The 12,772-nt window shown below is 63.7% G+C and carries 10 protein-coding genes; 7 read left to right on the plus strand and 3 right to left on the minus strand.

Going from position 1 to position 12,772, the window contains the following annotated elements; all coding sequences use genetic code 11:
• Window positions 1-4 precede the first annotated feature (4 nt).
• Window positions 5-1,828 carry an ABC transporter ATP-binding protein/permease gene (locus DFO50_RS08365; RefSeq protein WP_051529091.1) on the minus strand — a complete coding sequence of 608 codons (1,824 nt, stop codon included), beginning with the start codon at window positions 1,826-1,828 and terminating at the stop codon, window positions 5-7.
• 235 nt (window positions 1,829-2,063) lie between these two features.
• Between DFO50_RS08365 and DFO50_RS08370 the strand changes: the two genes are divergently transcribed.
• The 4 genes from DFO50_RS08370 to DFO50_RS08385 all read left to right on the plus strand — a co-directional run bounded on the left by DFO50_RS08370 (window position 2,064) and on the right by DFO50_RS08385 (window position 6,839).
• Window positions 2,064-2,888, plus strand: a complete 825-nt coding sequence (locus tag DFO50_RS08370; protein ID WP_107889589.1) for a ChaN family lipoprotein — start codon at window positions 2,064-2,066, stop codon at window positions 2,886-2,888.
• Window positions 2,889-3,149: 261 nt separating this feature from the next.
• Window positions 3,150-4,214, plus strand: coding sequence for an alanine/ornithine racemase family PLP-dependent enzyme (locus tag DFO50_RS08375; RefSeq protein WP_233495222.1), 1,065 nt, complete (start codon window positions 3,150-3,152; stop codon window positions 4,212-4,214).
• Window positions 4,215-4,291: 77 nt separating this feature from the next.
• A complete protein-coding gene (arcD, locus tag DFO50_RS08380; RefSeq protein WP_028500614.1) occupies window positions 4,292-5,734 on the plus strand; it encodes an arginine-ornithine antiporter in 1,443 nt (480 codons plus the stop codon).
• 181 nt (window positions 5,735-5,915) lie between these two features.
• Window positions 5,916-6,839: a LysR family transcriptional regulator gene (locus DFO50_RS08385; protein ID WP_036386986.1), complete on the plus strand. Its 924-nt coding sequence runs from the start codon at window positions 5,916-5,918 to the stop codon at window positions 6,837-6,839.
• 89 nt (window positions 6,840-6,928) lie between these two features.
• On the opposite strand, the gene DFO50_RS08390 is transcribed toward DFO50_RS08385, so the two are convergent.
• Window positions 6,929-9,208: a sensor histidine kinase gene (locus DFO50_RS08390; protein WP_158537422.1), complete on the minus strand. Its 2,280-nt coding sequence runs from the start codon at window positions 9,206-9,208 to the stop codon at window positions 6,929-6,931.
• A 238-nt stretch (window positions 9,209-9,446) separates the two neighbouring features.
• Complete coding sequence (locus tag DFO50_RS08395; RefSeq protein ID WP_107889592.1) at window positions 9,447-10,394, minus strand: AraC family transcriptional regulator; 948 nt, start codon at window positions 10,392-10,394, stop codon at window positions 9,447-9,449.
• Window positions 10,395-10,729: 335 nt separating this feature from the next.
• On the opposite strand from DFO50_RS08395, the gene moeB reads away from it, so the two are divergent.
• From moeB to DFO50_RS08410, 3 genes are all read left to right on the plus strand, one after another.
• On the plus strand, window positions 10,730-11,893 hold the full coding sequence (gene moeB, locus DFO50_RS08400) for a molybdopterin-synthase adenylyltransferase MoeB (protein WP_107890341.1): 1,164 nt from the start codon (window positions 10,730-10,732) through the stop codon (window positions 11,891-11,893).
• A gap of 89 nt (window positions 11,894-11,982) precedes the next feature.
• Complete coding sequence (locus DFO50_RS08405; protein WP_199489776.1) at window positions 11,983-12,459, plus strand: Mov34/MPN/PAD-1 family protein; 477 nt, start codon at window positions 11,983-11,985, stop codon at window positions 12,457-12,459.
• Window positions 12,460-12,497: 38 nt separating this feature from the next.
• Complete coding sequence (locus tag DFO50_RS08410) at window positions 12,498-12,770, plus strand: MoaD/ThiS family protein (protein WP_028500618.1); 273 nt, start codon at window positions 12,498-12,500, stop codon at window positions 12,768-12,770.
• Window positions 12,771-12,772: the final 2 nt, after the last annotated feature.

A 12,772-nucleotide genomic window follows, 5' to 3' on the forward strand; every position in this document is an offset into this window, starting at 1 on the left:
GGAATCAGGCCGGTCCGACCGCCTGACTGGCGGGCTGGCCGGCCGCAGCGGCTTCCTCTTCCTGCAGTTGCAGGCGCCACATCTCGGCAAAACGCCCGTCGCGTTCGACCAGTTCGCGGAAGGCGCCGCGCTCGACGATGCGGCCCTGTTCCATGACCACGATCTGGTCGGCATCGATGATGGTCGATAGCCGGTGGGCAATGATCAGCGTGGTGCGGTTGGCGGCAATGGCGGCCAGTTCGGCCTGGATGGCCTTTTCCGTTTCCGAGTCCAGCGCGCTGGTCGCTTCATCGAATACCAGGATCGGCGGATTTTTCAGCAGGGTGCGGGCAATGGCGACGCGCTGTTTCTCACCGCCGGACAGCTTGAGCCCGCGTTCGCCGACCTGGGTGCGATAACCGTCCGGCAACTGGCTGACAAACTCGTGGATGCGCGCGGCGCGGGCGGCCTCGATCACCTCGGCTTCGCTGGCCTCGGGCCGACCGTAGGCGATGTTGTAGTAAATGGTGTCGTTGAACAGCACTGTGTCCTGCGGCACGATGCCGATCTGCGCGCGCAGGCTGGCCTGGGTGTAGTCGCGGATATCGCGGCCGTTGATGCGGATCGCGCCGCCGGTGACGTCATAGAAGCGGAACAGCAGCCGCGACAGCGTCGATTTGCCGGCGCCGGAGCTGCCGACCACCGCGACGGTATGACCGGCCGGAATGTCGAAGCTGACATCGTGCAGGATCTGCCGCTTCGGGTCGTAGTGGAAATCGACCTGGTCGAAGCGGATGGCGGCGGAGCGGGTCGACAGTGTCTGCGCGTCAGGCTTGTCGGCGATTTCTTCACCGACTTCCATCAGCGTGAACATCTTCTCCATATCGGCCAGCGAGTGCTTGATCTCGCGGTAGACGAAACCGAGAAAATTCAGTGGTGCATAAAGCTGGATCAGATAGGCGTTGACCAGCACCAGGTCGCCGATGCTCATCTGCCCGGTAACCACGCCATTGGCCGCCATGCCCATCAGCAGCGCGACGCCGATGGCGATGATCGCGCCCTGGCCGGCGTTCAGCAGGTTCAGCGAGGTCTGGTTCTTGATTGCGCTTTCTTCCCACGAGGCGAGGTTGCGGTCATAGCGGGCGACCTCGTATTTCTCGTTGCCGAAATACTTGACCGTCTCGAAGTTCAGCAGCGCGTCGATCGCCTTGCTGTTCGCCTGGCTGTCGAGGTCGTTCATGCTGCGGCGATAGACCATGCGCCACTCGGTCACCGCAAGCGTGAACAGAATGTAGATGGCGATGGTACCGAAAGTGACGGCGGCAAAGCTCCAGTGATACCTGCCGAGCAGGATGAAGGCGACCAGCGCGATTTCCAGCAGAGTCGGCAGGATGTTGAACAGCATGAAATTCAGCAGGAAGCCGATGCCCCGGGTGCCGCGTTCGATATCGCGGCTCATGCCGCCGGTCTGGCGCTCGAGGTGGAAGCGCAGCGACAGCCGCTGCAGATGCGCGAACACCTGCAGCGCAATGCGGCGGATGGCCCGCTGCGTTACCTTGGCGAATACCGCGTCGCGCAGTTCACCGAACACGCCGGTCGCCAGCCGGGCCAGACCATAGGCAACCACCAGGCCGAGCGGCAGCGTCAGCACGGCATGCTGCGGACCGAGCGTGTCGACCACATCCTTCAGCAGCAGCGGCACGCTGACGTTTGCCAGCTTGGCAATGACCAGACAGGCCATGGCCACAATGACGCGGCCCTTGAATTCGAGCAGATAGGGCAGCAGTGTGCCCAGGGTCTTGAGATCGTTGCGGTTTTCCGGGGCCGGGCCCGAGTGACTGATGCGCATGGTGGTCTAAGCTGATTCCTGGTGAGTCGCAAGGAGCGTGCCGGATGTGGATCCTTCTCCTCGAGGCCGGGCTGGCCCTGGCCATCGGTCTTTTCGTTGTCTGGTGGACCTGGCCCAAAAAGAACGAAAAGAACAAGTAAGGAACAACTAGTGTATCGGCATTGCCGTTCGGGAGGGAGCGCGCGCGCAATCCGGGCTACACTCGCGGCTTCACCCGTCCCGCTCCGGATTTGCCATGTCCCTGCGCCCGTGCCGATTGCTGCCCGCCGTTTTCCTGTCCGTCCTTGCTGCCGGCGCGCAGGCAGCCCCTGCACTGGCTGAAGCGTTGCAGGGAACGGCCGTGGTGCTGATGGGCGAGGTGCACGACAACGCCGATGGCCATCGCGAGCGCCTTGCGCTGCTGACGGCCGCGGTCGGGGCCGGCTGGCGGCCGGCCATCGCCATGGAGCAGTTTGACCGCGAAAGCCAGCCGGCCCTGACCATGGCGCAGCAGCGTTGCGGACAGGACGCCGACTGCGTGATCGCTGCTGCGCGGACCGACAACGGCGGCTGGGACTGGCGCTACTACCGCCCGGTGGTCGCACTGGCGCAGCGCTACCAGTTGCCGCTGCTGGCGGCGAACGTGTCCCGCGCCGATGCCGCCAGGGTGGCGCGCGCCGGCTTCCCGGCCGCGCTGGATGCAGCCAGCATCGCCCGTCACCGGCTGACGCAAGCGCTGCCGGCTGATCTGGCGGCAGGGCAGGGCGAAGCCGTGCGTGACGGCCATTGCCGCCTGCTGCCGGACAGCGCCGTGCCCGGCATGGTCAATGCCCAGGTCGCCCGTGACGTGTTCATGGCCGATGTGCTGGACGGCCAGTCCGGGCGCGGCGTGGTGCTGCTGGCCGGCAACGGCCATGTGCGGCGCGACCTCGGCGTGCCGCGCTGGTTGTCCGGCGACCGCCCGCCGCTGGTGATCGGTTTTGTCGAGCAGGACCCGCCCGAAGCGGCGTTCGATCACCTGCTGCGCCTTGCCCCCGTCTCGCGTCCGGACCCGTGCGCGGCGCTCGCCGCCCCGCGCTGACCCTGCCCCCGTTCTGCGCCGTTCTGGCGATACATTTGGTTTTGCAAATGTAAAGTAAGTCACCTTCGGTATTTAAGCCGGAGAGTGGCCGCAGTAAATTACGCTCAAGCCAAAAGAAACAACAAGGCTCGCATCCAGATTGAATATCGCCTGATGTTCAATCCGGATACGAGTTCGGGTACCCGCTCTTCCCTTATTCGCAACGGTTTGGTGAGGAATATCATGTCTCAGACTTTTCCATGTCTTTTTGTCGATCTGGCAGTGATTAGAAACAATGCCCAGGCGATGGTCTCGTTGTGCCGTGACCACGGAATCACCCCGGTTGGCATTACCAAGCTGGCGCGTGGCGCCTGCGAAGTGGCGCAAGCCTTTATTGATGGTGGCATCAAGACCGTCGGGGATTCCCGTATTGGCAATCTGGAAAACATGGCCGGCATGCCGGTCGAGAAAATGCTGCTGCGCATTCCGCAAGTCAGTCGCGCCGTCGACGTGGTTACGTATGCCGATATTTCGCTGAACTCGGAACCGCGCACGGTGCGGGCCCTGTCTGCCGCTGCTGCTGCCCTGAACCGGACCCACAAGGTCATCGTCATGCACGACCTTGGTGACCTGCGTGAAGGCTGCTTCCGGGCAGAAGACACCGTGGCGCTGGCAAAACTGGTGCTGGATCTGCCGAATCTCGAACTGGAAGGCGTCGGCGCCAACCTGGCCTGCTACGGCGGGGTCGAGCCGACCACGGAAAACCAGCAGACACTGGTCGATATCGGTCGGCGCATCGAACGCGAACTCGGCGTCAGGCTGCACACCGTGTCCGGTGCCAGCTCGGCCGGTCTGCCCTTGCTGCTGCGCGGCGGGATGCCGGCCGGCGTGACCCAGCTTCGCCTTGGCGCTTCGCTGCTGATGGGCATCGGCCTGAATGACGACCCGATTCCCGGCACCACCCAGGATGCATTCGAACTGGGCGTGGAAATTATCGAGCTGAAGGAAAAACCGTCGGTCCCGATCAATTCCACCGCACTGGATGCATTCGGCAACAAGCCTGAATTCGAGGATTTCGGCAATCGCCAGCGTGCCATTTGCGCCCTGGGCAAGCAGGATATTGATTTTGAACAGTTGATTCCGTCCGATCCGGCCATTCGTATTATCGGCGGCAGCAGCGATCACCTGATTCTGGATGTCACCGACTCGAAAATGAATTACCAGGTCGGCGATGCGGTGTATTTTTCACTGAGCTACGGTGGGGTCTTGCAGGCAATGACTTCCGACTATGTCCGGAAAACCTACCGTAATGCGAAAAAAGCAGAGCGGCTGGCGGAGGCGGCCTGATCGGTGGCCGGGGGCCATGAAAAAATTTTGCGGTAAAAAATCAGAATCTATTAATTTGTTAACTTTTGGGAGCCAACATGTCTGACGGTACTCAAGTTGCAGCGCCGAAACTGAAATTGGGCGCACTCACCGCGCTGGTTGTCAGCGCGCTGATCGCGGCAGGCATTTTCTCTTTGCCCCAGAATATGGCGGCAAGCGCGGGTGCCGGTGCGATCATCATCGGTTGGGTAATCACTTTCTTCGGCATGCTGACGCTGGCCTTCGTCTTCCAGACCCTGGCCAACCGCAAGCCTGAAATCGAAGGCGGCGTGTACGGTTACGCCCGGGCAGGGTTCGGGCCCTATATGGGCTTCAACTCGGCATGGGGCTACTGGATCTCGGCGTGGATCGGCAACGTGTCCTACTTCGTGGTGATCTTCTCCGCACTGGGTTCGTTCAGTGCGCTGGGGTTCTTCGGCGAAGGCAATACCCTGCCGGCCATCGTCTGCTCGTCCGTGCTGTTGTGGATGCTGCACTTCATGATCTGCCGCGGCATTCAGAGCGCAGCCTTCATCAACATCCTGACCACGGTGGCCAAGCTGGTTCCGCTGGCCCTGTTCCTGGTGCTGGTGATCGTGGCATTCAAGGTCGACACCTTCCGTCTCGACTTCTGGGGTACCGCCGCACTGGGCAGCATCATGGATCAGGTCAAGAGCACCATGCTGGTGACGACCTGGGTGTTCATCGGTATCGAGGGCGCTTCGGTGTTCTCCAGCCGTGCCGAAAACATGCGTGACGTCGGCAAGGCCACCATGATCGGTTTCGCCCTGTCCATCGTGATGTTCGTGGCCGTGACCCTGCTGTCGATGGGCATCCTGACCCAGCCGGAACTCGCCGCACTGAAAAACCCGTCGACCGCTGGTGTGCTGAAGGCCGCTGTCGGTGACTGGGGTGCCACGCTGATGAATATCGGCCTGGTGATCTCGGTGGGTGGCGCGCTGCTGGCCTGGACCCTGCTGGCTGCCGAAGTGCCGTACCTGGCAGGCAAGGATGGCACGATGCCGAAGTTCTTCGGCGTGGTGAACAAGAATGGTGCCCCGGTCAATGCACTGTGGCTGACCAATGGTCTGGTGCAACTGTTCCTGATCATCACCCTGTTCAACTCGGCCGGTTACCTGACCCTGTTGCTGCTCGCAACCTCGATGATCCTGATCCCGTATCTGCTGTGCGCGCTGTATGCACTGATCATTGCAGTTCGCAAGGACGGCTACAGCGAGGCTGAATCCGGTACCCGCACCAAGGATCTGCTGGTCAGCCTGGTGGCATCGGTCTACGGCATGTGGCTGCTGTACGCTGCCGGTCCGAAGTACCTGTTCCTGTCGATGATCCTGTACGCCGTCGGTGTGGTGTTCTACCTGAAGGCACGCAAGGAACAGAACCAGAAACCGTTCATGCCGGCTGAAGTGGTTATCGCCGTGGTCGTGGTTCTCCTCGGTATCTACGCCGCTTACGAGCTTGCAACCGGTGCGCTGACCCTGTAACGATTTATTTGGCTCTCCGGCCAGTTTCGCCCCGCCCGCGCGGGGCGTTTTTTGTTTTTCCGGCCTGGCTGGCCGCGACCGGGTGGGCAGTGCGCCGCCTGCATATTGCGCACGGTCATGCGTCCAGCGTGCGCCGGCAGCGTAAAATGCCGGCCCATCACGACGTCTGTGGACGGATCCCATGCGACTGGACAATTTCGACATCCGCCTGCTGCGGGTGTTCATGACCATTGCCGATTGCGGCGGTTTCTCTGCCGCGCAGGCGCACCTCGGGCTGAGCCAGTCGGCGATCAGCAACAAGATGCACGACCTTGAAACCCGGATGGGGCTGCGCCTGTGCGAGCGTGGCCGCAGCGGGTTCAGGCTGACGGCCGAAGGCGAGCGCATCTACGAGGAAACCCGGATCCTGCTCGGACTGATCGACCAGTACGAGGACCGGGTCGGGCAGATCCGCCACGTGCTGTTCGGCCATGTCCGCATCGGCATCATCGACACGCTGGCGACCAACCCGGAGTGCCGGCTGGCCGAGAGCCTGCGTCAGTTCTGCCATGATTTTCCGCAGGTCAATGTCTCGGTCACGGTCATCGACTCGATGGATATCGAGTCCCTGCTGCTGCAGGGCCGGCTCGACCTCGGCATCACCTCGTCCGAGAAGGACATGCCGGGCCTGTCCTACGACCGGCTGTTCGTCGAGCGGCAGTGCCTGTACGCGTCGCCGGAACATCCGGTATTTGCGCTGGGCAAGGAGGTGCTGGACAAGGGTGATGTGCAGGCGTTCGCCGTGGCCGGACGCGGCCAGTCGCACTTCATCACCCCGCTCGAAGCCGGCTTCAATACCCGCGCGGTGTCCGCCCATATGGAAGGCACGGTGTTCCTGCTGCTGTCCGGTGAATTCATCGGCTATCTGCCGAACCACTGCGCGAAGGTCTGGGTCGACCAGGGGCGCCTGCGGCAACTGCCGGCGCCGGCGCTCGAGTACTCGCCGGCCTTTGCCCTGACCCGGCCGCGCTATGGTATCCGCTCGCAGGCGGCGGACCGTCTGTCCGAGGCGATCCTGGCCAGCCACTTTTCGCACCCGCAGGCGGCCGACGACGCTGCAAATTAATATACATGCAGGAATGTATGTGTTAAAGTGGCTTCGCACTCAAAGCAGGAACACGCTGTTCCCCATGCCTTGCGTAGCCTCTTCTGGATTCATGCCCGCCCCGTGCGGGCATCTTTTTGCCCGTTTCCAGCCGCCGGTGTGGCTGCGGCCAGTGCCTGGACTGCCGCAAAATCCAGCGCGTCCAGTGCGGCGCGAACCGCTTCGACAAAGGGGCGCGCTTCCGGACAGCTGCAGGTCATCAGCACGATCCAGTCCTCGATATCGGTGATCAGGCCGGCTTCGGCCATCTGCGCCAGTTCGCGCAGCCGCGGCTCGGGCGGCAGGACATGCGAGGGCGGGGGGGGGACCGCCGGCATGGCCGGCGGGGGCGGCAGGTCGATCTGCATGGTGCGGGCGCTGCTGTCGGCGGCACGGCACGGGATGGCGAAATGGAACTGGCTGCCCTGGTCCGGGGTGCTGTGCAGGGCCAGCGTGCCGCCCATGTACTGGATGATGCGCCTGGAGATGAACAGGCCGAGGCCGGCGCCGCCATGGTTGCGCTGCAACTGGGCGAAGGCCTCGAAGATATGGGCCTGCTTCTCCGACGGGATGCCGACTCCGGTATCGCTGACCGAGATGCCCAGATGCGGTTCGCCGTTGTCGTATTCGATACCGACCCGCAAGCGGATTTCGCCGTCGTGGGTGAACTTGGCCGCGTTCGACAGCAGGTTCAGCAGCACTTGCTGCAGCCGGTAGCCGTCGAGCATCAGCGTGTCCGGGATATCGTCGGCATAGTCGAGGATAAAGGTGTTGTGCTGCTGCGCGGCCAGAATGTGCGCGTACTGCGAAATGTGGTTGATCAGGTCCGGCAGGCGAAGCGGTGCCGCGTCGATGCTGAGCGGATGCAGCTCTCCCTTTGCGTACTCGAGCAGTTCGTCGATCAGGCCCAGCTGGTAGGACGCGCTGTGGGCAATGGTCCGGGCGTGCGCGGCCAGCTCCGGAGGCGAGCCGTCCTGCAGCAGGCGTGCATAGCCGCCGATGGTGACCAGCGGGGCGCGCAGATCGTGGCTGATATAGGCCAGGATGCGGGTCTGGTCGTCATGGGCGGTCCGCGCTTCGGCCAGGGCCTGGTTCAGCGCCGAGGTCTGCCGGTCCACTTCCTTCTGCAGCCGGTCCTTTTCCTGGATATGCCATGACAGCAGCAGCGCCTGGGCTTCGGCACGCTCGGCGCGCATCCGGTTCACCCAGGCGGCCAGAATCGCCAGCATGAAGGCCATGATCACGATGGCGACCAGCGGTGTGTAGTTGATGTCCGGCAGCCAGCGGCGGGTACTGCCGCCGAGCTCCAGCGCGCGGATCAGGATGCCGACGACGGACACCATGAAAAAGGAAATCACCAGCCAGGCCGTGCCCGGCATGCGCTTGATGAACAGCAGGCCGACGGCCACCAGCAGCATGCTGGTGACCAGTGGCGTGTAGATGCTGATTTTCGCGATCAGATAGTAATCGCCGAACAGCGACATCAGCGCGATGCCGACAAACAGCATGGCAGTGCCGATAAAGACACTGGCCCAGGGCAGCGAGATTTTCTCCCGCCGGCACAGGAAGTACAGGTAGGCGATGATGAAGGTTGCGGTCAGCGCACCGAGGCAGGCATTGGCCTGATATCCCCACGCGGTCACTTCCGGCCACAGATACTGTTTCGCATAGCCGCGGTACGACGCTTCGTACAGCAGGAAGACGGCGCAGGTCACGCCCTGCAGGCCGAACAGCCAGTCGCGCGAGAACAGGCACAGGAACAGCGAGTAGATGCACAGGACGACCAGGCCACCCAGGTTGATCCCGTCCAGCAGCGCTTCCAGGCTGCCGCTGGCATGCAGTGTCCCGGGTGTGGTCAGGACGGCATCCATGCCGATCGAGGTCGGGCTCTTGACGCGAATCCAGATCTGCGCGCGCTGGTGGGCGGCCAGTTCCAGGCTGAGGCCGGGCATGCGTTCCGGCGCGTATGACCAGTGCTGCTCGCTGTTGGGCACGGCGAGGCCGGCCCGGGTTTGCGACCAGTGCCCGTCCTGCTCGACATGGAAGGTGACGTCGGCGAGGCGCGGCGACAGGAACATCAGCCGCAGGGACTGCGGGAGCGGACGGTCATTGACCACGCTCAGCCGCAGCCACCAGGCCGAGCGGGTGAACCCGGGGCGCAGCAGATCGGTCGTGGCCGGGACGAAGTCACTGGCGCGGGAACGAACCCCGGCCAGATCCAGCTGCGCATCGGGATCTTTCAGCACGTCCAGATACGGGGTCAGGCTGAGCGGCCAGTCGCTGCGCTGTCCCAGTCGCAGCTCGCCCGCCTGCGCAAACGGCAGCCAGAACAGCAGGCACAGCAGCAGCATCCATCCGCCGGTGTATGACGCTGGCCTTGTCGTGGACAACGGTGGCGGACCTGGGCGGAGGGTAGGCATGCGAGGACAGGGGCTGGGGCGGCGATGGCAGACGGACGATCGTCACCGGGACCGGGGAGGGCAATGAAGGCTTTTCCTGCAGGAAACAGCCGAATGGCAAAAATCATAGCATGAAACCGCCGGGTTTCAGCATGCCCGCGGCGTACCCGCCCCGGCCGGACCGGCCGCATCAGCGCTTGGGGCCGAACACCGACTTTGGCGCCCTGCCATAGAAACGCGCGAAAGCAGCGCTGAAATTGCTCGGATGCTCATAGCCGACCTCGTAGGCGACTTCGGCCACCTGGCGCCCGGTCTCCAGCAGCGCCCAGGCTTTCCGCATCCGCAGTTCCAGTTGCAGTCGCAGCGGACTTTGCCGGAAGCGGTGGCGGAAGCCGGAGCGCAGCTTGCTCTCGCTGAGGCCGACCGCTGCGGCGAGGTCGCTGATGCCCATGTAGTGGCCGTTGTGCATTTCCAGCAGGCGCCGGGCTTCGTCCAGCTTGTCGGCATCGCGCTGGCGGAGACGCGGGGTGTGCCTGTCCTGTGACAGATCCAGATGGCGCAGTTGTTCCGCCAGCAGGCTGAGCACGTGGATATGGGTCTGCAGAATGTCCGGCGTCGGTTCGGATGCCTGCCACAGCAGGGCATTGGCGTGGGCGAGGCAGGCCGGCGAGGTGGGCCGGTACGCGAGTTGCCGCACGCCGCTGCGGCTGTCCAGCAGCTTCCGGCAGCCATGATCGTCGGGCAGGTAGTGTCGCAGCATGCGTTCGCCGACCAGCAGCCGTATCTGCCGGACACTGTGGTCGTGGCGGTAATGGCGCTCGCCATGGCTGCTGAGAAAACTCGAGACCGTGGTGTGACCGCTGCGGAACGACAATTCGGTGCCGCAATGTCCGCGGAATTGTGACTCGCCGGTCAGGCCCAGCGTGATGGCCAGCACCGGGCGTTCCAGTTGCTTGCGGCTCTCTTCCACCAGATCCCGCTGCGGCCGGTAATGGGTGCGCAGCAGGCTGAAATCCGGTGCGATGCCGAGGCAGTCGGTGTGGCACTCGCCCAGTTCTTCCGGCAGGCGGAGCCTGACCCAGCCTTGCTGCTGTCGCTCGCTGCCATGCGCTTCGTTCGCCATGATCCGGTATGACATGTTGTCTCCCTGCCCGCCTGTGTCCGGGCTGTTCGCATATGAGATATTTCAATACGCACACAAACGATATCAATAATCATTATCTTTAGTGCGTACTATCCTGTGTGTCTGCTGGATAACGCCGCAAGTGCTGGCACACGGTGCGGCGTTCGCTTGCTGCATGCGAAGGGAAAGGGCAGGTACCACCATAGGCGCTTATTGCGGCGCCGGTACGGGATTGCCGCATTCCGGCGCGAACGAAAGCGATAGATGTCGCGCTGAAATCGATATTCACATCCCTCTGGCTGCGGATGAAAATAATTCTCATTGACCAATCGGAACTGGAGACGGGCACGATGATACTGCCGCCACTGGTTGCACCGGACGCCACGCTGTCCAGTGCCGAACTCACCAGCTACAGCCGTCACCTGCTGATGCCGGGGTTCGGGCCGGACGGGCAGCGACGGCTGAAGCACAGCCGGGTGCTGGTGATCGGCGCCGGCGGACTCGGTTCCCCGGTCCTGCTCTATCTGGGGGCCGCCGGCGTCGGCACGCTGGGGGTGATCGATTTCGACGTGGTCGAAGCGTCGAATCTGCAGCGCCAGATACTGCACGGGGTCGCCGATATCGGCCAGCCGAAAACCGGGAGTGCCGTCCGGGCGCTACGGGAACGCAATCCATGGATTCATGTGCGATCGCATCGCGAACGGTTCGATGCCGGCAACGCGCGGGCCCTGCTCGCCGACTATGACCTGGTGGTGGACTGCAGCGACAACTTCGCCTCCCGCTATCTGGTCAACGACAGCTGCGTGCTGGCCGGCAAGCCCTATGTGTGGGGGGCCATTTTCCGCTTCGAAGGACAGGTGTCGGTGTTCTGGGAACAGGCGCCCGGCGGTGCCGGACCGAACTACCGCGACCTCTATCCGTCGCCGCCATTGCCGGCCCGTACGCCATCCTGCGCGGAAGGGGGGGTGCTCGGGGTGCTGTGCGGAACGATCGGCACCCTGATGGCCACGGAGGCGATCAAGCTGATTACCGGCATCGGCACCAGCCTGCTGGGGCGCCTGCTGATCTATGACGCTCTGGACATGAGCCTGCGCTGCCTGCCGCTGAGGCGCGCCCCGCAGCGCGAGGTCGTGACCGGCCTGGGCGAGTATCCGGCCGGGCGCGGCGCGGCTGGCGAAGGCGATGCGCCGGTGCCGTCGCTCCGCGCGCAGGAATTGCAGCAACTGCTGGCCCGCCACGAGCCGGTCGTGCTGATCGATATCCGGGAGCGGTTCGAGTGGGACATTGTCCGCATCGACGGCGCGCGCCATATCCCGCGAGACGAGCTGATCCGCCAGGACGTGCTGGAGACGCTGGACAAGTCCGCCGCCATCGTTCTGCACTGCAAGCATGGTCTGCGTTCGCGCCAGGTGCTGCGCGACATGCAGGGGCACGGCTTTCGCAATGTGAAACACCTCGACGGCGGCATCATCGCCTGGATCCGGGACGTCGAGCCCGGACTGCCTTGCTACTGAACGGAATGCACTGCGCATCCGATTCCGCCCTGAGGGCGGGACGACCGCGCGACCGGATGGCCCGTGGCCATCGGCAACAGGGAGGAAACATGATGTTGATCATCCATCAGCGACTGGCTGACGCCATTGTCCGCCAGGCACTGGCCGACCATCCCCTTGAAAGCTGCGGCGTGCTGGCCGGTCCGGCCGGTACCGGCGTGCCGACCCGATGCATTGCGATGGACAACGCCGCGCAGTCGGAGTGCTTTTTCCGCTTCGATTCGCACCAGCAGTTGCGGCTGGCGCGCGACATGGCGCAGCTGGGACAGGAAGCCGTGGCGATCTACCACTCGCATACCGGCAGCCATGCCTACCCGAGCCGCAGCGATATCGACTACGCGACCGATCCGGCCCTGCATTACCTGATCGTGTCCACCGATGCCGGGTATCCACCCGGGCTGCGCAGTTTTCGCATCGGCAACGGTCACGTGGTCGAGGAGCGGATCGCTGCGGTATCCGCCTATCGCGATGTCCGGTTCAACCATGGCCTCGACACCGGCGATACCAGACCGGCCACCGCTGCCTGAACGGCGATCCGGCCACCTTCACTTTCCAGGAGAACGACATGGACATCACTGTCAGCATTCCCGCGCTGCTGCGCCCGCTGACCCGCGATCGCGGACAGATCGTCGCTCACGGATACACCGTGGGTGAACTGATCGAGAATCTCGATGCCTGCTATCCGGGTATCGGGCCGGGGCTGATGGCCGGCGGCGCGGTGCACGGTTTCATCAATCTGTATGTCAACGACGACGATATCCGTTTCGCCGCCGGGCTGGCGACCCCGCTGCAGGCCGGCGACCACGTGACCATCCTGCCTGCTGTGGCCGGGGGCTGACG

This window comes from Microvirgula sp. AG722, from assembly GCF_003269145.1.
In the GTDB taxonomy this organism is placed as follows: Bacteria; Pseudomonadota; Gammaproteobacteria; order Burkholderiales; family Aquaspirillaceae; genus Microvirgula; species Microvirgula aerodenitrificans.